Genomic DNA, 22,509 nt, shown 5'->3' with positions numbered 1-22,509 from the left:
GTGGCTCACTATACGGACATGACGCATGGGGGGAAAGCGGCCAGAGACTCCGACGCCCGCACGGGCTGCGTGCGGGCGTCGGCAGCTGGCCGAACGAGTGGCGATGACGCCGCCGGTGGCGGTGCGTCGCTTGCGCCAGATGCGGCTTCAGACCGTGGCAGCAGCGTCCTGCAGCAGGCTGGAGACCGATTGATCACCATCGAACAGCGTGAAGACCGGTGCCTTGCGATGGCGACCTCCGATCTCGCGCGCCTGCATCACGCCCAGCAGGAATTCCGCCACGTTGGCGCGTGAGACCTGCATCTCGTCGGACTTCTCCGCGTCCTGAGTCAGCTTGCCGTTGCCGGCTTCCTCGGTGAGGCGGCCCGGTTTGACGATGACGTGGCGCAGTCCGCTCTCGGCCAGGCAGAGATCCGCCGCCTTCTTGGCCGCGAAGTAGGGACGCATGGCCGCCGGGCCTGCCAGCGGGGTCTCGGAGCGGATCGAGCTGACCTGGATCACCCGCGAGAGGCCGAATTCCGCGGCCAGTTCCGCAGTACGCATGGCACCGTGCAGGTCGATGGTCAATGTCTTGTCAGGGCCGGTATGCGGGCCGGACCCCGCGACGAACAATGCCTGGTCACAGCCATAGAACGCCTGGCGCATCTCGCCTTCCAGGTCTCCCATGACGGTCGGAATGCCGCGTTCATGGAACCAGCCCTGCTGGTCCGTCGAGCGGATCATGGCGACGATGGGTTCGCCGGCGGCCTGGGCCTTCTCGCAGAGTTGACGACCGATCTTGCCATTGGCACCGATGATGAGCGTCTTGCGCATGTTGGCGACTCCTTGTTCGGGGAACGAATGCAGCAGGCCGAGCCATCATCTCGAGAGAGCGATCCTCAAGCGATGACTCGGCGGGATACCGTCTTTCCTGCGGTCGGCCGGAGTGAACTTCAAGTGGTCCTGCCGTCGGGAGCCTGACAGGAGGTCAGGCCATGAGAGATGTGATGGGGGGAGTGGACAGAGCCGATCACACGCACGCGAGGCCGGCACTCGCAAGCCGCGCATGACTGATGTGAGCGCCGACACACCTACATGAGTCTTAGCTTATAAATACTGCGGTATTAAAGGCGCATGCCGGGGCTATGCCGTGACGTGCAGCCTGCTAGGATGGCGCTACAACACCCGAGAGCCCACGGCTCTCGGTCTCCACGACAGCATGAAAGACAAGGACGTCCGATGAGCGCCACGATGAATTCCGATGCCGCGCCCTCCCAGACACAAGGCAACGCCATTCGCGTCGGCCTGATCGGTTATGGCATGGCGGTACGTACCTTCCATGCGCCACTGATCGAGGCGACGCAAGGCCTGGCGCTGGTCGCGCTCTCGACCTCGCGTCCCGAGGTGGTCAAGGCCGAACGTCCCGAGCTCGAGGTGGAAGCCACTCCCGAGGCACTGCTGGCGCGTCAGGACATCGACCTCGTCATCATCGCCACGCCCAACGAGACCCACTATCCCCTGGCGAGTGCGGCGCTGGCGGCTGGCAAGCATGTGGTGGTCGACAAGCCCTTCACCGTCACGCTGGCCGAGGGTGAGGCGCTGGCCCGAGAGGCGGAGCAGGCAGAGCGGGTGCTGGCGGTGTTCCACAATCGTCGCTTCGATGCCGATTTTCTGACGCTGGTCGAGCTGATCGAGGGCGGTACCCTGGGGCGCATCGCCCACATGGAGTCCCATTTCGACCGCTTCCGCCCCAGCGTGCCGGACCGCTGGCGTGAGCAGGCCCTGCCCGGCAGCGGCCTGTGGTACGACCTCGGGCCACACCTGCTGGATCAGGCGCTGTGCCTGTTCGGCGAGCCTGCCAGCATCCAGCTGACACGTCGCACCCAGCGCGAGGGAGCCGTCACCGATGATTTCTTCCATGCCGTATTGAGCTATGCCTCACATGCCATCTATCCCTCGCTGGTGGTCGAGCTGCACGCCAGTGCCTTGGCGGCCGCACCGACGGCACGTTTCGCCGTCCACGGCACGCGCGGCAGTTACGTGACGTTCGGTCTCGATCCTCAGGAGGCATGTCTCAAGGCCGGCAGCTTCCCGGCCCGTGACGAGGCCGAGCGGCTCGCGCAGCAATGGGGGCGCGACCCGCGCCCGGGCATGCTCACGGTGCTGGAGACGGCAAGGGAGGCCGGCGATGGGGAGCAGGTGCTGGTCGCCGGTATCCACCAGGGCCGCGATGGCGACTACCCGGCCTGGTATGCGCGGCTGCGCGACTGCATCCGTTCCGGCAGTGCCAACCCGACGCCCGCCGACGAGGCGCTGCGCGTGATGAAGTGGCTGGAAGCGGGGATCGCCAGCGAAGGCTGAGGCTGTTGGCGGTGAGATGACTCACGAAAACGCGCGCCCCGATGACTCGGGGCGCGCGTTCTGCTTTCAAGAGAGTGACAAGGATCAGCCTGCGATGCGCTCAGGCGTTGGCGTCGTCCTCGCCCTTGTCGGCCTTGCGCATGCGCGAGAATAGCTCCGCGCGCAGCTCGCCGATGCGCGGTACCTCCTCGGCATGGAAGGGGATGGGGCGCAGCAGGCGCATGGCACGCAGGCCCAGGCGTGCGTTCATCAGGCCACTGCCCAGCCCCTGTCCGGCCTTGGTGGAGAGGCGGCCGGCCAGATTCATCGACAGCAGATCCATGCTGGCCTCGGCGGCCAGTTCACTGGCGCCGGCGAAGGCCATCGACGCCAGCACCTCCTTGAACAGGCGCAGACGGCTGGCGTAGCCCAGCTCCAGTCCGTAGAGGCGCGACAGGCGCTCCATCATGCGCAGTCCGCGCCAGGCCACCAGGCTCATGTCGACCCAGGTCAATGGCGAGACCGCCACCATCACCGCCGTCTCGCCGCTCATGCGCGAGATCAGACGCCGCGCCTCACGGTCCCGCGGCCCCAGCACATGGAAGGCGAACAGCTCGCGGCGCTCCGACGGGGAGTGATGCGCTTCGCAGGCAGCGCGCCAGGCGCGCACGCCGGCATCATCCTCGCCCAGCTTCATCTGACGGCGCAGCTGCTCAAGCAGGTCTTCCTGCTGGCTGTCGGCCTTGCCGCCTGCCTTGTTCGAGCCCTCGTCAGGCGTGGACGGCGCATCACCGCGCTGGCCAAAGCTTTTCTGGCCAAAGCCTCCTTGACCAAAGCTCTCCTGGCCAAAATCATCCTGCTGATGTTCTTCCAGCTCGGCACGCAGCGCGACGTGCTTGCGCAGATGACGCAGTCGGAAGAGCTCCTTGCCCAGCGCGCGGGCGCCGAGCCCGATGGCACCAAGCCCCAGCAGGCCCCAGGCCCCGGCGATCAGGTCACCGCCCATGGCCGCCTGATACAGCGCATGGCCGGCCTCGACACCACCGAGTGTCAGGGTGCCGAGCAGCAGCCATTTGAGGCCACGATGGCGTGGCCTGGCGCTCAGCGTCGCATCGAGTCCCGGCGTGGCGGGCTCCGGTTCGGCCGCGGCCAGTGGCTGGCTTTCCATCTCCGGCGAGAAGTGGCGCGCGCCGCGCAGGGCCTCTGCCGCGCTCTCGGTGGGGCGCTCGGCGTAAGCCGTCGAGGTGGCATCGGCCCGCGCCGAGTCGGCAGAACCGGGGCTCGTGAAGCGTTTGCCCGGGCGCGGGTGGCGGGATTCGGTGGTCATTTCAGGTGGTCTCCCAGCAGCCAGTCGAGCACGGCGTCCATGCGAATGTGAGGTGGTGCCTTGCCGTCGACCTGCGGCGGCGCGAAATGGGGGAAGTCGAAGCGGCTCTCGGCCCAGAAATTCGGGTCGGGCAGCCGTGAGGGCACCTCGCCCGGGAACAGCAGCACGGACTCGCGGCCAGCGCCTTGCGTGCCTGAGTCGCTCGACCCTTCGTGCTCACCGAGCAGGTGTCCCGCCAGCGCCGGATGACGCTGACCATTCTCGACCACTTCACGCGCCTCACTGGCGCGGATGGCGGCGATGGTGAAGGCCTTGAGCGGCACGTCGCGATAGCGCAGGCGTTTGAGCGGGCCCGCCAGTAGCTGCTCGAGCAGGTCGCGCATCGCACCATGCTGCTCGGGGGTGACGTGGTCGGCCTTGGTGGCGGCGATGGCCAGGCGGTCGATGCGACGGTCCATCAGGCGCGCCAGCAGGTGACGGCGGCCATAGGCGAAGCTGTCGAACAGCTTGTCCAGCGCGCGGCTCAGGTCGCGGAAGGGTGCCGGGCCGGCGTTCAGCGCGCCCAGCACGTCGATCAGCACGATCTGGCGGTCAAAGCGCCGGAAGTGGTCGTGATAGAAGGGACGTACCACGCGGCGGCGGTAGTGATCGAAGCGCCGCGCCAGGGTGCGGTACAGGCTGGTTTCCGGCAAGGCGGCCAAGGCGTCGGCTGTCCAGTCGCCGAGCCCCGGCAGCGGGAAGAACTGCAGCACCGGCGCTTCATCCAGCTCGCCGGGCAGCAGGAAGCGGCCCGGTGTCAGGTCGACGAAGCCCCCCTTGCGGCGTGCGGCGTGCAGATAGTCGGTATACAGGCTCGCGATCTCGGCGAGGCGGTCTTCATCCACTTCGCTGTCCGGCGTCAGGCCCGCGATGGCGCCCATCCAGTCATGCGCCCAGTCGCCGCGCCCATCGGCCAGCTGCGTCTCGCATTCGCTGCTCCAGGCGGTGAAGTCCTGCTCCAGCATCGGCAGGTCCAGCAGCCATTCGCCGGGATAATCGATCAGGTCCAGTGTCAGGGTGGCGCGCTGGCTGTCGAGCATGCGCGCGGCGCGTGAGGTGGGGCGAAAGCCGATCTTGAGACGCAGCTCGCTGATGCTGCGGGTCGGCGTCGGCCATTCGGGGCCATGGGGCGAATGCTGGCCGGAAAGCGAGCGCAAGCCGGCTTCCAGCGGAAAGCGCGGGATGGAAAGATCCGGCTGACTGACACGCTCTGCCCCGAGCAGACGGCCATCGCGGGCGGCAGGCAACAGCTCCAGACGCGCGCCGAGTCCTGCGTGGCGCAGCTGCTCGATCAGCGAGACGAGAAAGGCCGTCTTGCCGGCACCGGACAGACCGGTGACGGCAAGACGCAGCTGACGATCGAGGCCGCGCTCCAGCAGGTCATGGGCTTCGCGGCCCACCTCGCGGGCAAGCTGGCGGGCGTTGCGGGTCATGGTGTTGAACATCAGGCATTCCCTGTCAGTGGGGGCGAGGCGGCGGCGCGACGTGATGGCGTCCTGGCAGCTGATGATGAGCTGGGTGATGGCCGGGACTTGTCAGTGTGCGCCGCACGGCTCGCCATCATCCCTCTATCTGCGGGCGATCGGTACGCAAGGCAAGCTGTCGCCATGCCAGCAGTGCCACGGGCAGCAGGCAGGCGGGGATCAGCAGCAGGTTGAGCAACGCCCAGCCCAGCGTGCTGACCAGTGGCCCGGCCAGCAGTGCCGTCACCGCGCCTGTGGTGAAGACGAGGAACTCGTTGGCGGCCTGGGTGCGGGCCTTCTCGTTGGGGCGATGACAGCGGGTCAGCAGTGTGGTGGCGGGCAGGAAGGTGAAGTTCCAGCCGATGCCGAGCAGGATGAGGCCGAGGAAGAAGCCCTGGGTGCCGGTCAGATAGCCGGCGGCCAGCAGCTGCGCGGTGCCAAGGCTTGCCAGCAGGAAGGCGCAGCCGGTGATGATCATGGTGCCGGTGCCGAAACGTGCGGTCAGGCGTCCGGTGAAGAAGGAGGGCAGGAACATCGCCACCACGTGCCATTGGATGGTGGTGGCGACGTGATCGAATCCGTGTCCGGCATGCGCCATCGCCAGTGGCGTGGCCGTCATCGCCAGGTTCATCACCCCATAGCCGACCATCGCGCTGAGCACGGCCAGCAGGAAGGTCGGTTGGCGCAGGATCACGCCCAACGGGCGCGCGGGTTCGGGTTCATCATCGCCGTCCGACTGGGCGCTGCCTTCGCTGGGCAGCCGAATGAAGGCCAACAGCAGCAACGCCACCAGATACAGCGCTCCCAGCCCGAGAAAGCTGCCCAGGAAGGGCGTGTCGGCCAGTGCATGACTGGTGCGGGCAAGCCAGGGGCCGAAGAAGGCTGCCAGCACGCCACCACCCATCACCAGCCCGATGGCGCGCTCCCGCTGCTCCGGGGGCGCGGCTTCCATGGCGGCGAAGCGATACAGCTGGCCGAAGCCGATCCCGATGCCCACCAGCCAGGTGGAGAACAGGAACAGCCCGAAATGCTGCAGGTGCAGCGCCAGCACGGCCAGCCCCGCGCCTGCCAGCCCGCACAGATTGCCGAGCACGAAGCCGCGGCGTCGTCCGAGGCGTGCGGTGATCAGCGAGGCAGGGATGGTGGCGCACATCAGGCCCAGCCATTGGGTCGCGACCGGCGCGGTCGACCAGCTGCTCGAGGCAAGCTGGGCACCGATTAGCGGCGAGACCGCGATCAACAGGATGTTGCCGCTGACCAGCAAGGCCTGGCACAGCGACAACAGCGTGACGGCCAGCGGCAGGCGGGCCCGACCGGCAGTGGAGGATGAGGATGACATGATGACGCAGCTCCGACGGATTGTGGCGCCTGGTGCGCCTGTCCTGATTATGCCTGTGCTCCGCTCAGGCGTTCCAATCCTCCGTCAGGCATCGAGGAGTCCGGGGCGGAGCGCGTGATGACTTGCATGCCTACTCTCCCGCCCATTCCCGCAGGCTACCCTTGCGCACCCGCCGGACAGCGTGTGACAGCTCGCCCTGCTCGGCAAGTCGCTGGATGACCGCAGGCAGCGCGGCGCGGACCTCATCGGCTGACATGCCGGGGGAAAGTTCCGGGGCATAGAGCATCTTGAGCAGCACGTAATCCAGCGGGCTCAGCCAGGTATCCACCGTGACGTCACTGAAGACGGAGGGGAAGACTTTATCCGAATCATTGGGCAGCCCCATCAGCTGGGCGCTCTCCTCGACGACGCAGTCCACCAGACGCGCCTTCTGGCGGGCATAGTTCGCGGGGATCAGGATCAAGCCGCTGGTGATGGCGTGATCCGGCCCGGTCTTGAACAGTGTCAGGCATACGCCTTCCCGCAGTGCCTTGCGCATGCCCGGGGCGGCGGCCTGCTGCTTGCCGACGTAGGCGGCGGCCTCGCGAGTCATGTGGTCCCGAGTGATGAAGGCGATGCGCAGGTTGGCCTCTCTGGCGGAGGACACGAAACTCAGCGGCTGGCCGGTGATGGCGGAGAGATGACGAAACTGGACCTGGCTCAATTGGCGTTGCAGGCGGGCGTCACCCAGCTGCGAATCGAGCCAGACCGTGATCGGCACCTGCCAGCGGGTGAGCGAGGCGCTGCTGCCGGGCTGGTATTCACGCTTGAGCGCCACCTCCAGAAAGCTGTCCGTCAGCACATCGGCGCGCTGCCAGCGCTCGGCGGCCTGGCTGACAGGCACCGACATCAGTGAGGCGAGCAGGGAGATCGACAGTGACAGCACCTTGAGGCGCGGACGACGGCTACGCAGGCGACAGCGGGACATGGGAGGCCTCGGTGATGAGCGACTCGTCCAGCATGCCTGAAAGTGGTGCAGCAAATGCACAAATGCACGAATGCCCCGGCTGTCCGGGGAGACAGGGCGGGGCATTCGTGTCATGGCGGATGTGCTGCTCGCGGGGCGAGTCAGCAAACGGCGCGGGTCAGATGAAGGCCAGATAGATGGCGATCACCAGCACGACCAGCAGCAGCGCACAGACCTTGGCACCTTTCCAGGGGGTCATGTCGATGGCGCCGACATCCTGCTGGATCCATGGCTCGTCACGCGGTGCCAGCTTGCCGATGATCAGCATCATCGCGATCAGCAGCACGAACACCAGGCCGACGAAGTGGAACTCGTGGATCACGTCCAGCACGCCGGAGAAGGCCGGCACGAAGTAGACCACGCCGATCACGCTGCAGCCGATCAACAGCGCCAGGTTGGCGGCGATGGTCGGCACGCGACGCGTCAGCAGGCCCATCAGCACCACGGCGAAGATCGGGATGAAGTAGATGGCATTCATCTTCTGCAGGTAACCGAACAGGCTCTCCTGACCGGCCAGCAGCGGCGCGAGGGTCATGGAGGCGATCGCCAGTACCCAGCCGAAGCCCTTGGAGACCTTGACCACTTCCTCGTCGCTGGCATCACGGCGCAGGTGCGCCTTGTAGATGCCGGTGGAGAACAGCGTGGTGGTGGCGTTCAGCGCCGAGTTGAAGGATGACAGGATCGCCCCGACCATCGCGGCGGCGAAGAAGCCGGTCAGCGGTGCGGGCAGCACGTCGAACACCAGCTGGCCGTAGGCGCTGTCGGCCTTGACGCCGGAAGAGGCGTAGAGGTGATAGGCGATGATGCCGGGAATTACCAGATACAGCGGGCCCAGCAGCTTGAGTGCGCCGGTCAGCAGCACGCCTTTCTGACCCTCGGCGAGGGTCTTGGCGGCGAAGGTGCGCTGGATGATCTGCTGATTGGTACACCAGTAGAAGAAGTTGATGATCATCACGCCGGTGAACAGGGTCGAGAAGGGCACCGACTGGTCTTCACTGCCCATGGAATTGAATTTCTCGGGATTGGCGGCGGTCAGCGTGTCCCAGCCAGCCATCACGCCCTGGCCGTCGCTCACGGCATCGAGACCGAACCAGACGATCAGCATGCCGCCGATCAACAGTCCCACGCCGTTCAGGGTGTCGGAGATGGCGATGGAGCGCATGCCACCGAACAGCGCATAGATGGCACCGATGATGCCGACCACCCAGATGGTCATCCACAGTAGCGCGTTGGGAGAGCTGATCCCGGTCAGCGAGGGCAGGTCCAGCATGCCCTGCAGGCCGATGGCACCGGAGTACAGGATGATCGGCAGCAGGATCACCGCATAGGCGAACAGGAAGATGAGGTTGGTGATCAGCTCGGTGCTGCGCCCGTAACGCAGCGCCAGCAGTTCCGGCAGGGTGGTGATGCCGCTCTTGAGGAAGCGTGGCAGGAAGAACAGCGCCATCACCACCATCGCCAGCACCGCCATGACCTCCCAGGCCATCACCGACAGACCATCGGTGAAGGCGGCGCCATTCAGACCGACCATCTGTTCGGTGGACAGGTTGGTCATCAGCAGCGAGCCCGCGATCAGCGGGAAGGTCAGACTGCGTCCGGCGAGAAAATAGCCGGTGGAATGCGAGGTGTCATCGCGATGTGTCCACCACCAGGTCAAGGCGGCGACCAGGCCGGTAAAGAACACGAAAGAAACAAGGGTAAGGGCGTGCATGGGAGGAGGGTTCCTTGATGCTGGCTGGCGCGACGTCTGGCTCACGGGCACTCGGTCCGCGCGGCGATTCGGCGATCAGTCCAGCAGTATCGATGCAATGCACACAGCGAGCTGTGTCATCGTCCGTGACGAGACTCACCGGTAACATTCGCGGCAAGTCTGGCGACAGTGTAGGTATCTCCCGAGTTCCTGCTATCCGCCATTTGTAGAACATACGTTGGTTTCGGGGGTTGGCTCGCCCCTGTCGGCGTGATGGCGGGCAGGGGAAACGTGTGCCAGGCCCGCCTTGTAAGACCCGCCTTGTGAGCCCCGCCTTGTAAGACCGTGACGCGAGGCCTGCCGCGCAACGCAAGCGCCCCGTCTCGGCGAGGAGAACGGGGCGCAGGCGTGCCAGGGGGACACCGTCAGGTCATGCAGTGCTCAGCCGGCGAAGGCCAGATAGATGATCATCACCAGTATGAGAAGAATGATGCTGGCGATGCGCGTGCCAGCCCAGGGCGTCATGTCGATGGCACCGACATCCTGCTGGATCCAGGGCTCGGCACGCGGTACCAGCTTGCCGATCACCAGCATCAGGGCGATCAACAGCACCAGCACGATGGCGATGAAGTGGAAGTTGTGCACCTTGTCGACCAGCTCGGAAAGCACCGGCACGAAGTAGAACAGGCCGATGACCGCACAGCCCAGCACCAGCGCCAGATTGGCGGCGATGGCCGGCACGCGCCTGGAGAGAAGTCCGACCACGATCACCGCCAGCAGCGGGATGTAGTAGATGGAGTTCACCTTCTGGATATAGACGAACAGGCTTTCCTGAGTCGCCAGCAGCGGCGCGATGGTCATCGCGGCGGCTGCCATGATCCAGCCCGCCCATTTGGACGCCTTGACCACCTCTTCATCGCTGGCATCCGGCTTGAGGCGCGCCTTGTAGACATCGAGACTGAACAGCGTGGCGGTGGAGTTGAGCGCCGAGTTGAAGGACGACAGGATCGCGCCGACCATCGCCGCGGCGAAGAAGCCGGTCAGCGGGGCAGGCAATACATCGAAGACCAGGCGACCGTAGGCGGCGTCAGCCTTGATGCCATCACCGGCGTAGAGCTGGAAGGCGATGATGCCCGGCAGTACCAGGTACAGCGGGCCCAGCAGCTTGAGCGCGCCGGTCAGCAGCACCCCCTTCTGGCCTTCGGCCAATGTCTTGGCGGCGAAGGTACGCTGGATGATCTGCTGGTTGGTACACCAGTAGAACATGTTGAGCAGCAGCACCCCGGTGAACAGGGTCGAGACCGGCACTGACTGGTCATCACCGCCCAGCGAATTGAGCTTCTCCGGGTGGGTCTCCTTGAGTGTCTCCCACCCGGCGAGAATGCCGTTGCCATCACTGATCCGATCCAGCCCGTAGTAGACGATGATCATGCCGCCGATCAGCAGCCCGATACCGTTCAGGGTGTCGGAGATGGCGATGGAGCGCAGACCGCCGAAGAGGGCATAGATGGCCCCTGCGATGCCGACGGCGATCACGGTACCGGTCAACAGCACCATCTGGGAATCGATGCCGGTCAGGGCGTGCAAATCCAGCACGCCCATCAGGCCGAGGGCGCCGGAATAGAGGATGCTGGGCAGCAGGATGATGGCGTAGGCCAGCATGAAGATCAGGTTGGCCAGCAGCTGGGTGGTGCGATCGAAACGCAGTGCCAGCAGCTCCGGCAGGGTAGTGATGCCGCTCTTGAGGAAGCGTGGCAGAAAGAACATGGCCATCGCGACCAGCGAGACCACGGCCACCACCTCCCAGGCCATCACGGAGAGGCCATCGGTGAAGGCGGCCCCGTTCAGGCCCACCATCTGCTCGGTGGAGAGATTGGTCATCAGCAGGGAGCCTGCGATGATCGGGAAGGTCAGACTGCGGCCGGCAAGAAAGTAGCCGGTGGAATGGCGATGGTCGTCACGACGGGTCAGCCACCAGGTGATCACGGCGACCAGCCCCGTGAAGAACACGAAGGAGCTCAGGGTGAGGGCATTCATGGCGTTATCCTTGTTGAACAACAGGGCTCGGAGGCCTGCCTGCTCAGTTGCCATCACCCGATTGGCCTGCCTCACCGTTGGCGCGCGGTACCTCGAGGCAGGCGGTCAGTGATCGACAACCAGCGTGCCGATCAGTGTCAGAGAAATGCGCTCACCTCTCCATTGACAATTTGTCTGACATTTTTCCCCAATTGTCTGAAGCGTGCAGACATAGCAGCGTGGCCGGATGTCCTCTTCCGGCGCAGCGGTCTTCTCGAGTGGCTCTGGGGAAGGCGGCACCCGACAGGCGGCCCAGACAGACGAATGCCCCGTGCACTCGAGAATCCGCCCTCGGGATCCTGTCGTGCACGGGGCATTCGGGGTAGGGCGTGAACCGAGTGTGTCGCGGCAAGATCAGCCCATTCGCGACTCAGGCGTCAGCACCTTCTGATAGAGCGAGGCGCCGTGGATATCCTTGAGCGTGACGGTCAGTGCTTCGCTCTCGGGATCGAGATCCACCTGACCGAAGAACTGGAACCCTTCGCTGGGCGACATGTTGGCACGGCCTTCTGGCGGTGCCTTCACGAATTCCAGCCTTGGCCCGAAGGTATTGTCCAGCTCGCCAGGGCCGTAGGTGCCGGCATGGATCGGCCCGCTGACGAATTCCCAGAACGGCGTGAACTCCTTGAAGACGGCGCGCTCGGGCGAGTAGTGGTGCGCGGCGGTGTAATGGACATCCGCCGTCAGCCACACCAGGTTCTGGATGTCGTGATCGCGCACGAACTTCAGCAGCTCCGCGACTTCCTGTTCGCGTCCCAGCGCCTCACCATCGCCATTGGCACCGTTCTCGAAATTGTCGCCGTCACGCACCAGCAGGCCGATGGGCATGTCGGAGGCGATGATCTTCCAGGTGGCGGTGCTGGCCTTGAGCGACTGCTTGAGCCATGCCAGCTGATTGCGCCCCAGGAAGTCGGTCTCGGGGCCACGCCCGGACTGGCGATTGGCGGAATTGGGGCCGCGGAAGCTGCGCATGTCGAGCATGAACATCTCGAGCCCCGGGCCGAAGCTGAAGTTGCGGTGGATGCGTTCCGGCGCGGCTGGACCGGTCCGCAGCGGCATGTTCTCGAGGAAGGCACGACGCGCATTGGCGGACAGCACGTCGAGATTCTTCTCGGTGTAACGGTCATCCTCGAGAATCTCGCCCGGATACCAGTTGTTGGTGGTCTCGTGGTCATCCCACTGGGCGAACATCGGCACCTCGGCATTGAAGCGACGCAGGTTCTCATCCATCAGGTTGTAGGCGTACTGACCACGATACTCGTCCAGGGTCTCGGCGACCTTGGACTTGGCCGGCGTGACGATATTGCGCCACAGGCTGCCATCGTGCTGAGTGACGCTCTCCTCGAGCGGGCCATCGGCGTAGATGGTGTCGCCGGAATGCAGGAAGAAGTCCGGCTTGACCTGACGCATCGTCTCGTAGAGGCGCAGGCCACCGAAATCCGGGTTGATCCCCCAGCCCTGGCCGACGGTGTCACCGGACCACACGAAACGCAGCGCACGTGGTGTCTGAACGCCGGGCGGCAATACCAGACGCCCGCTGGTCGCCTCACTGATGGCGCGGTGGTCATCCAGTGCCGCATAGCGTACCCGGTAGAAGACTTCGCCGCTGGCGTTGGCGCGGGTGTTGATGCGGGTCAGATCCAGCTTGCTGGTCAGGCCGTCGGCCGGCAAGGCCACGGGGCCGCGCATCTGGAAGGCGCCACGCATCTCGATGTTGTCGGCCAGCTCGATCAGCATGCGGGCCGGCTTGTCGGTCTGACTCCACAGCATGGCGCGGCTGGCGGTCACGTCGCCGCTCATCACGCCAGAGGGCATGCCCGGGCGACGGCCCTCGGCCATCACGATGGCCGGGGCGCCCAGCAGGCCTGAGCTTGCCAGCAGGCCCACGCCGGCACCCTGAAGGCCACGGCTCAGCAGGCGTCGGCGGTCCATTCGCGAAGGTGCGCCGGCGCGTGCGGCATGCGAGTCACCGGGGCTCGCGTTCGCGTCGTCCTGCGAGGTGGGCGAGACAGGTGTCGTGCGCGAGGAGCGGGAAGGTAGCAGATCAGACAGACGGCGGGACATGAAGGGCTTCCTTGTTACGGTCTGGCATCAGGATGGCAGCGGCGGCATAGGTGCCGCGGTGGCTGACAGGGCTCACGGGAGAGGCTACTTTCCATGCTCAAGATGACGATCAGGTGTCAGAACCATGATCGCCATGCAGTCCCGTGAACCGGCAGCGCGACGTCCGGCCGTCAGAGCCTCCTTGCGGTGTTGCGGTGTTGCGGTGTTGCGGGTTCTCTTTGCCTTGTGGCCGCTCTCTCTCTTTCTCGCTCGCTTTCTCGCTCGCTTTCTCTGTTTACCTCTTCCCTTTGCGACTTGCTGTCACTTCTTGCCACTCCCGGATCAGGACACCTTTCATGAGTCCCTCACGCCCCTCGAACCCGACACCTCCATCGTCCACCCCCGCGCCATCGGATGCCGACAGGCTGATCGCGGATAGCCATCCCCAGGCACGGCCGGTGCTCGAACATTGGTTCACTCGACTGACGCCCAAGGACTGGTTTCGCAAGAGCGAGGCCCTCGATGCTCAGCTGCGTGAACGGTTCGCGGAGCTGCTCGAGCAGGCACTGGTCTGTGAACTGTGGGAGTGGCGCACCACTCCCGGTGGTCGGCTGGCGGAAATCCTGGTGCTGGACCAGTTCGCGCGCAACATCCATCGCGATACCCCGCGTGCCTTCAGTGGCGACAGCCTGGCACTCGCGCTCTCCCAGCAGGCCGTGGCGCTGGGGGATCTCGAACGCCTCCCGCTGGCCTGGCAACCCTTCGTCATCATGCCGTGGATGCACAGCGAGTCGTTGCGTGTCCATGAACACGCTGAAGCGCTGTTTGCACGCCCAGGGCTCGAGGACACGCTGCGCTTCGAGCGACGGCATGCGGACATCGTGCGTAGATTCGGCCGTTACCCGCACCGCAACGCGATTCTCGGCCGTGTTTCCACGCCACAGGAGGAGGCATTTCTTCGCCAGCCCGGCTCCTCGTTCTGACAATCGGGAAATCTGACCCTTTTAATTTCGCGAGATCGTCTCCAAGACATGTTCATCGGGCGCACAGCGCCACTTCATCCGCAAGAAAGGAGACAGCAGATGGGTATCATTCTTGGATTGATCATCGGTGGTCTGGCTGGCTGGATCGCAGGCAACATCATGCGTGGCGGCAGCTTCGGCATTCTCGGCAACATCGTCGTCGGTGTGGTCGGTGGCCTGCTGGGCAGCGTCATTTTCAAGCTGCTGGGGCTGGCCTCCACCGGCATCATCGGCTCGCTGGTCGTCTCGATCGTGGGGGCGGTGGTATTGCTGTGGATCGTCTCGAAGGTCAAGTCCAAGGCCTGACGACGCGGCGCCGGCGAACATCGTCAGGCGTTCGCCAGCAGTTCAGGTCGCAGGTGCATCAAATCCCACGTGGGTGTCCTAAGGGATTCATTCGAGACACCCGCCGCATGGAAGTCGCCTGTCATCGGTTGCCCCTGACATCCAGACGGTCCTCGTGACCGTGGCAAGGCAGCCTGACAGGACATCGCAAGGCCGAATCAACTTCGACGCCATCCCGGATGGCGCGTTGCAGATCTAGCGAAAACAGGAGCGTTTGAGCATGGCGAGCAATGAGCACGATTCAGCATCCTCCCCCCAGTCAAATGCCGATAGCGCCAAGTGCCCGTACCACGAGGGCCAGAACCGCTCGGCAGACGCGGAGAACCCCTATACCCATCCCAATCGCAACGGGCCACATGACACCCAGCCCAATGCCGGGGATGGCAAGGCCAAGGACGAGGCGCTGGAGACCTATCGCGCGGATGCCGAGGGGCATGACCTGCGTACCAACCAGGGATTGCGCATCGCGGACAACCACAACTCGCTGAAGGCGGGGGAACGCGGTCCGACCCTGATGGAAGATTTCATCTTCCGCGAGAAGATGAACCACTTCGACAACGAGCGTATTCCGGAGCGTATCGTCCACGCGCGTGGCGCGGCCGCGCACGGGTATTTTCAGGCGTACGACAATGCCGCCAGGTACTCCAAGGCCGGCGTGTTCCGTGATCCGTCGAAGAAGACACCGGTGTTCGTGCGTTTTTCCACCGTACAGGGCTCGCGCGGCTCCAATGACACCGTCCGTGACGTGCGCGGCTTCGCGACCAAGTTCTATACCGATGAAGGCAACTGGGATCTGGTCGGCAACGACATCCCGGTGTTCTTCATCCAGGATGCCATGAAGTTTCCGGACTTCGTGCACGCGGTGAAACCGGAGCCGCACAACGAGATTCCCCAGGGGCAGTCGGCCCACGACACCTTCTGGGATTTCGTGTCGCTGATGCCGGAAACCACCCACACCGTGCTGTGGACCATGTCGGATCGTGCCTTCCCGCGCCATTACCGCAACATGGAAGGCTTCGGCGTGCATACCTTCCGTCTGATCGACCGTGAAGGCGTGTCGCGCTTCGTCAAGTTCCACTGGAAGCCGGTGGCGGGTACCTGCTCGCTGATCTGGGATGAAGCCCAGAAGCTGTGGGGACGTGACCCGGACTTCAATCGCCGCATGATGTGGGATGACATCAAGAACGGTGCGCCGCTGGAGTGGGAACTGGGCATCCAGGTGGTGGAAGAGAAGGATGAACACAGCTTCGATTTCGATATCCTCGACCCGACCAAGCTGATCCCCGAATCGCTGGTGCCGGTGGTGCCGATCGGCAAGATGGTGCTGGATCGCAATCCGGACAACTACTTCGCCGAGACCGAGCAGGTGGCCTTCAATCCGGCCAACATCGTGCCGGGTATCGACTTCTCCAATGACCCGCTGCTGCAGGGGCGTCTGTTCTCCTATCTGGATACCCAGATGCTGCGCCTTGGTGGACCCAACTTCCACGAGATCCCCATCAATCAGCCGGTGTGTCCGTTCCACAACAACCAGCGCGATGCCCAGCATCGTCAGACCATCAACACCGGGCAGGCGTCCTACGAGCCGAACTCCATCGATGGTGGCTGGCCCTCCGAGACGCCGCCTGCGGATGAACATGGCGGCTACGAGCCACATCATGAGCGCATCGAGGCGCACAAGGTGCGTGCGCGCAGTGCCTCCTTCGGGGATCACTACTCCCAGGCCACCCTGTTCTGGAACAGCCAGACCGAGGTGGAGAAGGAGCACATCATCGCGGCCTACACCTTCGAGCTCTCCAAGGTCGTACGCCCGTGGATCCGAGAGCGGGTGATCACCGAGATCCTGCCCAACATCGATCTGGAGCTGGCGCGTCGTGTCGGTGAGAACCACGGTATCGAGGCGCCCACCACCCAGCCGGCGCCGAAAGGGGAGCTGGGCACCAGTCAGGTCGAGAGCGACCCGGCGCTGAGCCTGATGGCGCGCATGCCCGACAGCATCGCGACCCGCAAGGTGGCGATTCTGGCGGCCGATGGCGTGACGATGGAAGATGTGCGCTCCATCCAGAAGCAGCTCAGCGATGAAGGTGCCGAAGGGCTGCTGATCGCGCCGAGCATGGCACCGATCAAGGCCAGCGATGGCAGCATGCTGGCGCCGGACGCGATGCTCAATGGTCTGCCGTCCGTGGCGGTGGATGGCGTGGTCGTGGCCGGTGGCGAGGGTAGCGTCAAGGCGCTGGCCGCATCAGGGCTCGGCCTCTACTACGTGCAGGAGGCTTACAAGCACCTCAAGCCCATCGTGGCGATCAGTGAAGGCAAGGAATTGCTGGCCGCCGCGCGCGTGCCGGTCGAGGAGGGCGTCATCCTGGTGGATGATGTGCTCGCCGCCAGCCTGCCACTGCGTGATGCCCTGATGGCTCACCGTGTGTGGTCGCGTGATGCGCGTGCCAATCAGATGCCAGCATGAGGCGCTGACGCCCCAAAAGGCATGATGTGACCCACCAAGCCCCCTGACCTTTGAAGGTCAGGGGGCTTTTTCATGGTCATGATGCGGTCATTTGTGGACGTGAAGATGGGGTGGCGGTGAAAGGTGTAAACAAGGTTGGTGATGCCGTTGGGTTGAGTGCCGTCCTGCGGTTCACGCCGCTGAGAGTGGCTGATAGGCTCGGTGATAGGGGCTGATTATCGAAGGCATGCTGGTAATTGATTATCGCTAGAAGCACCAGGTGCGTAAGGTAAGCAGGCATCAAGGGGCCGCAAGCCAGCACATGCCGGGCAGGCATCGGCCCCGACCCGATTCGACAATGGGCTGCAGGCTTTCACATCAAGCAGCGCATGAAAATGTGACATCAGCAGCATCTGGCCTTGCCAGTCGAGTTTGATAGCGCTTTTTTCTACCTGACAGGAGAACGTCAACATGTCCCAGACTCCACGCTATACCACTGGTAATGGCGCCCCGGTGCCTCACGATGACATCAGCCAGACAGCGGGCCCGAATGGCTCCCTGACCTTCGACAACTGGCGTCTTTTCGAGAAGCTGGCGCACTTCAACCGTGAGCGCATTCCGGAGCGTGTCGTCCACGCCCGCGGCGTTGCCGCCTACGGCACCTTCACCCTGACCCGTGACCTGTCTGACCTGACCATTGCCCGCTTCCTGCAGGGCGTCGGCAAGCAGACCCCGATGCTGGCACGTTTCTCCACCGTGGCCGGTGGTCAGGACAGCGGCGACAACACTCGTGACGTGCGCGGCTTCTCCCTGAAGTTCTACACCGAGGAAGGCAACTGGGACATGGTCGGCAACAACACGCCGGTGTTCTTCATCCGCGAGCCATCCAAGTTCCCTGACTTCATCCACACCCAGAAGAAAGACCCGCGCACCAACATGGTCGACTGGCAGAACCGCTGGGAGTTCTGGGCCAACCATCCGCAGGCGCTGCATCAGGTCACCATCCTGATGTCCGACCGCGGTATCCCGAAGTCGTTGACCACCATGAACGGCTACAGCTCGCATACGCTGAGCCTGTGGAACGACAAGGGCGAGCGTGTCTGGGTCAAGTGGCACTTCAAGACCGACCAGGGCCACGAGACACTGACCGATGACGAAGCGGCACAGGTCGCACCGGACTTCCACCAGCACGACATGTTCACCCGCCTCGAGCGTGGCGAGCGTCCGAGCTGGACCGTCAACCTGCAGGTGATGACTGAGCAGCAGGCGCGCGACTACCACATCAACCCCTTCGATCTGACCAAGGTGTGGCCGCACGGTGACTTCCCGCTGATGGAAGTCGGCAAGATGGAACTCAATCGCAACCCGGAGAACTACTTCGCGGAGGTCGAGCAGTCCGTCTTCTCACCGTCCAACTTCGTGCCGGGTATCGGCGCCTCCCCGGACCGCGTGCTGCAGGCACGTCTGTGGGCCTACGCCGATGCACACCGCTATCGCGTCGGTGCCAACGCCGAGCAGCTGCCGGTCAACCGTCCGGTCTGCCCGGTCAACCACTACCAGCGTGATGGCGTGATGGCGGGCATGTGCCCGGTCACCGGTCACGGTGGCGGTCCGCTGGGCGGCCAGGTCGGTCAGGGTGTGCCGGGAGAGACGAAGGAAGGTGGTCAGTACTCGCGCACCAACTTCTACCCCAACGAGCGTGCCGATCACGGCGCCCCGGTGCCGGACGCCACTGTCGCCGAGCCGCCGATGCCGCTGGAGCAGAACGCCTGGATGGGCTATCACGACAACAGCGATGAGGACAACTACAGCCAGGCCGGCAATCTCTATCGCCTGTTCGATGAAGGTCAGAAGTCTCGCATCACGGACGTCATCGCCGGCACCATGGTGGGTGTCAGCCACGTCGTGCAGGACAAGATGATCGCGCACTTCCGCCAGGCGGATGCCGACTACGGCGAGCGTGTCGCGACCAAGCTGGCCAGACTCGATCCGCGCTGAGTCAGTCATGTTGCACCCTTCGTCAGGTCAGTCGTGACCCTTTGAGCTGACGAAAACCTCAAGGCCCCCGCCGGTTACCCGGCGGGGGCCTTGTCGTAGGTGAGTCGCAGAGCGCCGTGCGAGCGTCAGCCGTTGCTGCGGGCGGTCGTTTCGCTGCCTGCTTTCTCGCACACGCCCAGTGCCCACAGCAGGAAGGCATCCTGCCGGGCGTTGTCACGCCAGGCCTTGAAGCGTCCCGAGGCACCGCCATGACCGGAACTCATGTCGGTGCGCAGCAGCACCGGATGCGGCGTGCAGTCCATCTGGCGCAGGCGGGCATACAGCTTGGCCGGTTCCCAGTAGGGCACGCGGGTATCGTGCCAGCTGCCCTGCAGGAACAGCGGCGGGTAGGGGGCGGCGCTCAGGTTGTCCAGCGGGGAATAGGCGCGGATGCGACGCCGCGCCTCGCTCTCGTGCGGGTTGCCCCATTCGGTGTATTCCGCGGTGGTCAGCGGCAGCTCCGGATTTTCCATGGTGCGCAGCACGTCCACGAAGGGCACATCGAGCACCGCGGCGCAGAAGGCCTCGGGGCGCTTGTTGAGGCTGGCCCCGACCAGCAGGCCACCGGCGCTGGCACCGTAGGCGGCAATGCGCTCCGCGGCCCCGACGCCTTGCTCGACCAGCGCATCCCGCGCGGCGAGGAAGTCATTGAAGCTGTTTTCCTTGTGCTCCAGCTTGCCGGCCAGATACCAGGGCTCGCCACGATCCCCACCGCCGCGCACGTGGGCGACGGCAAAGGCGACGCCACGGCTGAGAAGCTCCAGCCGCGCGATGGAGAACCAGGGGTCCAGTGTCTCGCCGTAGGCACCATAGCCATAGAGCAGTACCGGCAGCGGGGCGTGGGGGATACCCTCGCCATCACACAGGTCACGGCGCATCACCACCGAGACGGGCACCTGCTCGCCATCGTCGGAGGTGGCCCACAGACGACGGCTGATCAACTGCTCTGGCGCGAGATCGCCATGCACGGTCTGGCGCTTGAGCAAGGTGCGCTCACCCGTGTCAAGATCCAGCTCGATCCAGCTCGGCGGCGTGGTGAAGCTTTCCTCACGGATGCGCAGGCGGCGAGCGTCGAAGTGCGGGCAGTCGCCCAGCCCCTGGCTCAGCGGTTGCTCCGGCATCGCCAGGCGTTCGTCGCGGCAGATCGTTTGCGTAGGCGCCGTGCCCTCGAATTCGATCACGCGCAGCCAGGCCTGGGCCTGACGGTGATCGCGTTCATCGACCATCAGGCCCCAGGAAAACGCCTCCACGCCTTCCAGCGTCACGTCGTCGCGAGTAGTGATCAGCGGCTGCCAGTCGCCGGGGGCATGCTCGGCGGCGATATCCAGCTGGAAATGCGGCGCCTCCTTGTTGTGCAGCACATAGAAGTGGCCGGGGCGGTGATCGATGCCATATTCGACGCCGGTCTCACGTGCGCGCACCAGCGTCATCTCGCCCAGTGGTGCCGCTGCCGGCAGCAGCCAGGATTCACTGGTGTCCTTGGACGCGGTTTCCAGTACCAGCCAGTCCCGTGAACGGGTCTTGCCCATGCCGACCCAGAATTCGCTGTCTTCCTCACTGTAGAGCAGCGTCTCGGCACGGCTCTCGATGTCCAGACACCAGATCTCGAAGGGGCGCTGGGTGCTGTCATAGCGCGTGAACAGCAGGTGCTGACCGTCCTCGGCCCACACCAGGTCCGGCCCGATATCCTCCAGCAGACATTCATCGTCCTGCCCTGCAGGCCGGGACTCGCCAGGCCGGGCCTCGCCACGCACTGGCGTGCGCGCGTCGCGGTCAGCCGCGCTCAGTGTTGCAAGCCGCAGGCTGAACACCTCGTCGCCGCTGGTGTCCAGAGTCCATGCCAGTCGTTGCTCATCGGGCGAAATGGCCATGTCGCCCAGTTCGACGAAATCGTGATGGCGCGACAGGGCCTGCAGGTCCAGCAGACATTCATGGCGCGAGCGATCCGTGGGGTCCGCCTCCAGCGGATGGCGCCACCAGACGGGATACTCCGCGTCAGCGGCGGTCTCGCTCCAGTAGACGTGATGGTCGAGGGCTTCCGGCAGACTGGAAACGGCGAGTTCGCGACGGGCCAGATGTCCGGTGTAGAGGGCGTCAGTCAGTGACTCGAGTGGCGTGAACCAGGTATCGCTCTCGGCATTGGCAGCCTCGAGAAAAGCCTTTACCTCTGGTGTGTCGCGCGCTTCAAGCCAGTGCCAGTGGGGGTCTTCGGCACGATAATGACGCTGGACGGGGCTGTCGGACATGGCTACCTCTTGAATGTCGTGTGCCCGAGTGTGTCGGGCGGGCTTGGAGTGTAACATTGAGCCTGTCCCACAGCGTTCGCAAGCCCTTGCCGCGAGCGGCATGTCGCGTCCCTGGTTGGCGATGAGCCGCGCCTGACGTCATGCGGTGAGCGGCCCCCTGAGTGGGGAGGATGTGATGGCTGGCCTTATATCGAAGACCTGACACAGGTCTCGCCAGGAAGTTCTGACAGGAGTGAAGGGCATGTTGATTTCGGATTCTCTGCCGCAGATGTGGCTGATCTATCTTGGCCTGGCGGCAGTGGTCTTGGTGACCGGGTATCTGGCGGTTCGCGCCTTGCCGCGCTTCATACGCTGGATCGTGGTGGGAGCGGTGGCCGGCATGATCGCGGTGCCGACCGGTTTCCACGTGACGGCCAGCGTGCCGGAAGATTCCTATGGTGGTACGGCGCCAGCCATCGTGGCCTTCGCGGTGAGCCTGATCCAGAAGGATGGCAGCGGCATGGCCTCGGCCTTTGCCATGCTGGTACTGGGCATCGGAGCGGGCGTCGCGGCCGGTCTCGGCATCTGGTGGCTGGGACGTGGCCGTGAGCAGCGTCAGCGTGAAATGGCCCGCTCGCGTCAGCGTCGCGCGTCAAGTGCCGACGAAGAAGAGAACGACGACCTGCACGGAGAGGGCCTGCGTGCCGAGCGTCGTGACACGTCCGCCGGTGGCGCCACACGCTCGCGCGCCGCGCGGGATCGTCAGGAACCTTCTCTCTGATCAACGCTGCCCGGGCTTGCCCATGGGTGGAACAAGGATCTGCAATGGCTCGTGATGTGAATGCCTCGTCGTCTCTCGCTCGTCCCGTCGTTCGGCGCGCCCGCCGGCGCCTGTCAGATCCCCGCGCGTGGCGCCGGGGGCTGGCCGGTCTGGCCATCTCGCTGCTGAGCGCTTTTTCAGGGCTGGGGGCCACCTCGGCATGGGGCGAAGAGACAGCCTCTGCCCCCAAGGTCGCGGCTTCACCGAGCGGGAGACAGGAAGGCGCAGAGGTGTCGCCCAGCGAGGTGTCGCCCAGCGAAGTGTCGCCCAGCGAAGTGTCGCCCAGCGAAGTGTCGCCCAGCGAAGTGTCGCCCA

16 protein-coding genes are annotated in these 22,509 nt (G+C 64.7%); 7 read left to right on the top strand and 9 right to left on the bottom strand.

The features are described from left to right. Nucleotides 1–147: 147 nt before the first annotated feature. On the bottom strand, nucleotides 148–813 hold the full coding sequence (locus QD228_RS04930) for an NAD(P)H-binding protein (protein ID WP_279874643.1): 666 nt from the start codon (nucleotides 811–813) through the stop codon (nucleotides 148–150). A 405-nt stretch (nucleotides 814–1,218) separates the two neighbouring features. Between QD228_RS04930 and QD228_RS04925 the strand changes: the two genes are divergently transcribed. Further along, complete coding sequence (locus tag QD228_RS04925) at nucleotides 1,219–2,340, top strand: oxidoreductase (protein ID WP_240499595.1); 1,122 nt, start codon at nucleotides 1,219–1,221, stop codon at nucleotides 2,338–2,340. Between the two features lie 100 nt (nucleotides 2,341–2,440). Here QD228_RS04925 and QD228_RS04920 read toward each other — a convergent pair whose 3' ends face one another. From QD228_RS04920 to QD228_RS04890, 7 genes are all read right to left on the bottom strand, one after another. Next, a complete protein-coding gene (locus QD228_RS04920) occupies nucleotides 2,441–3,646 on the bottom strand; it encodes a TIGR01620 family protein (protein ID WP_279874641.1) in 1,206 nt (401 codons plus the stop codon). Then, the gene (locus tag QD228_RS04915; protein ID WP_240704268.1) at nucleotides 3,643–5,130 is read right to left on the bottom strand and encodes a YcjX family protein; all 1,488 of its coding nucleotides are present in this window, start codon (nucleotides 5,128–5,130) and stop codon (nucleotides 3,643–3,645) included. Before QD228_RS04915 ends, QD228_RS04920 begins: the two co-directional genes overlap by 4 nt. Nucleotides 5,131–5,245: 115 nt before the next feature. After that, nucleotides 5,246–6,451, bottom strand: coding sequence for an MFS transporter (locus tag QD228_RS04910; RefSeq protein WP_279874839.1), 1,206 nt, complete (start codon nucleotides 6,449–6,451; stop codon nucleotides 5,246–5,248). A gap of 166 nt (nucleotides 6,452–6,617) precedes the next feature. Continuing rightward, the gene (locus QD228_RS04905) at nucleotides 6,618–7,454 is read right to left on the bottom strand and encodes a DUF2927 domain-containing protein (protein WP_279874639.1); all 837 of its coding nucleotides are present in this window, start codon (nucleotides 7,452–7,454) and stop codon (nucleotides 6,618–6,620) included. Between the two features lie 157 nt (nucleotides 7,455–7,611). After that, nucleotides 7,612–9,204: a solute:sodium symporter family transporter gene (locus tag QD228_RS04900; protein WP_136938999.1), complete on the bottom strand. Its 1,593-nt coding sequence runs from the start codon at nucleotides 9,202–9,204 to the stop codon at nucleotides 7,612–7,614. A gap of 420 nt (nucleotides 9,205–9,624) precedes the next feature. Next, nucleotides 9,625–11,220, bottom strand: coding sequence for a solute:sodium symporter family transporter (locus QD228_RS04895; RefSeq protein WP_279874637.1), 1,596 nt, complete (start codon nucleotides 11,218–11,220; stop codon nucleotides 9,625–9,627). A gap of 393 nt (nucleotides 11,221–11,613) precedes the next feature. Further along, nucleotides 11,614–13,323, bottom strand: a complete 1,710-nt coding sequence (locus tag QD228_RS04890) for an alkaline phosphatase D family protein (protein WP_279874635.1) — start codon at nucleotides 13,321–13,323, stop codon at nucleotides 11,614–11,616. Between the two features lie 335 nt (nucleotides 13,324–13,658). On the opposite strand from QD228_RS04890, the gene QD228_RS04885 reads away from it, so the two are divergent. From QD228_RS04885 to QD228_RS04870, 4 genes are all read left to right on the top strand, one after another. Then, entirely contained in the window at nucleotides 13,659–14,285 is a 627-nt protein-coding gene (locus QD228_RS04885; protein ID WP_176493619.1) for a DUF924 family protein, read from the top strand. 99 nt (nucleotides 14,286–14,384) lie between these two features. Further along, entirely contained in the window at nucleotides 14,385–14,630 is a 246-nt protein-coding gene (locus QD228_RS04880) for a GlsB/YeaQ/YmgE family stress response membrane protein (RefSeq protein ID WP_084209300.1), read from the top strand. A 259-nt stretch (nucleotides 14,631–14,889) separates the two neighbouring features. Next, entirely contained in the window at nucleotides 14,890–17,133 is a 2,244-nt protein-coding gene (katE, locus tag QD228_RS04875; RefSeq protein WP_279874632.1) for a catalase HPII, read from the top strand. 450 nt (nucleotides 17,134–17,583) lie between these two features. Next, nucleotides 17,584–19,110, top strand: a complete 1,527-nt coding sequence (locus QD228_RS04870) for a catalase (protein ID WP_084209298.1) — start codon at nucleotides 17,584–17,586, stop codon at nucleotides 19,108–19,110. 125 nt (nucleotides 19,111–19,235) lie between these two features. Here the strand turns inward: QD228_RS04870 and QD228_RS04865 are convergent, their stop codons facing one another. Beyond that, nucleotides 19,236–21,395, bottom strand: coding sequence for a prolyl oligopeptidase family serine peptidase (locus QD228_RS04865; protein ID WP_279874630.1), 2,160 nt, complete (start codon nucleotides 21,393–21,395; stop codon nucleotides 19,236–19,238). A gap of 241 nt (nucleotides 21,396–21,636) precedes the next feature. Here QD228_RS04865 and QD228_RS04860 point away from each other — a divergent pair, with 241 nt between their 5' ends. Both QD228_RS04860 and QD228_RS04855 read left to right on the top strand, forming a co-directional pair. Next, entirely contained in the window at nucleotides 21,637–22,155 is a 519-nt protein-coding gene (locus QD228_RS04860; RefSeq protein ID WP_279874628.1) for a hypothetical protein, read from the top strand. A gap of 44 nt (nucleotides 22,156–22,199) precedes the next feature. After that, a partial coding sequence (locus QD228_RS04855) for a hypothetical protein (RefSeq protein WP_279874626.1) occupies nucleotides 22,200–22,509 on the top strand: 310 nt, incomplete at its 3' end.

The organism is Cobetia sp. 3AK (assembly GCF_029846335.1).
GTDB lineage: Bacteria > Pseudomonadota > Gammaproteobacteria > Pseudomonadales > Halomonadaceae > Cobetia > Cobetia marina.
This window is presented reverse-complemented; position numbering and strand designations above follow the sequence as displayed.

Bases quoted from the DNA above. Each gene is read 5' to 3' on its own strand.
- QD228_RS04930 (WP_279874643.1), bottom strand. From the start codon at position 813: ATGCGCAAGACGCTCATCATCGGTGCCAATGGCAAGATCGGTCGTCAA.
- QD228_RS04925 (WP_240499595.1), top strand. From the start codon at position 1,219: ATGAGCGCCACGATGAATTCCGATGCCGCGCCCTCCCAGACACAAGGC.
- QD228_RS04920 (WP_279874641.1), bottom strand. From the start codon at position 3,646: ATGACCACCGAATCCCGCCACCCGCGCCCGGGCAAACGCTTCACGAGC.
- QD228_RS04915 (WP_240704268.1), bottom strand. From the start codon at position 5,130: ATGTTCAACACCATGACCCGCAACGCCCGCCAGCTTGCCCGCGAGGTG.
- QD228_RS04905 (WP_279874639.1), bottom strand. From the start codon at position 7,454: ATGTCCCGCTGTCGCCTGCGTAGCCGTCGTCCGCGCCTCAAGGTGCTG.
- QD228_RS04900 (WP_136938999.1), bottom strand. From the start codon at position 9,204: ATGCACGCCCTTACCCTTGTTTCTTTCGTGTTCTTTACCGGCCTGGTC.
- QD228_RS04895 (WP_279874637.1), bottom strand. From the start codon at position 11,220: ATGAATGCCCTCACCCTGAGCTCCTTCGTGTTCTTCACGGGGCTGGTC.
- QD228_RS04890 (WP_279874635.1), bottom strand. From the start codon at position 13,323: ATGTCCCGCCGTCTGTCTGATCTGCTACCTTCCCGCTCCTCGCGCACG.
- QD228_RS04885 (WP_176493619.1), top strand. From the start codon at position 13,659: ATGAGTCCCTCACGCCCCTCGAACCCGACACCTCCATCGTCCACCCCC.
- QD228_RS04880 (WP_084209300.1), top strand. From the start codon at position 14,385: ATGGGTATCATTCTTGGATTGATCATCGGTGGTCTGGCTGGCTGGATC.
- katE (WP_279874632.1), top strand. From the start codon at position 14,890: ATGGCGAGCAATGAGCACGATTCAGCATCCTCCCCCCAGTCAAATGCC.
- QD228_RS04870 (WP_084209298.1), top strand. From the start codon at position 17,584: ATGTCCCAGACTCCACGCTATACCACTGGTAATGGCGCCCCGGTGCCT.
- QD228_RS04865 (WP_279874630.1), bottom strand. From the start codon at position 21,395: ATGTCCGACAGCCCCGTCCAGCGTCATTATCGTGCCGAAGACCCCCAC.
- QD228_RS04860 (WP_279874628.1), top strand. From the start codon at position 21,637: ATGTTGATTTCGGATTCTCTGCCGCAGATGTGGCTGATCTATCTTGGC.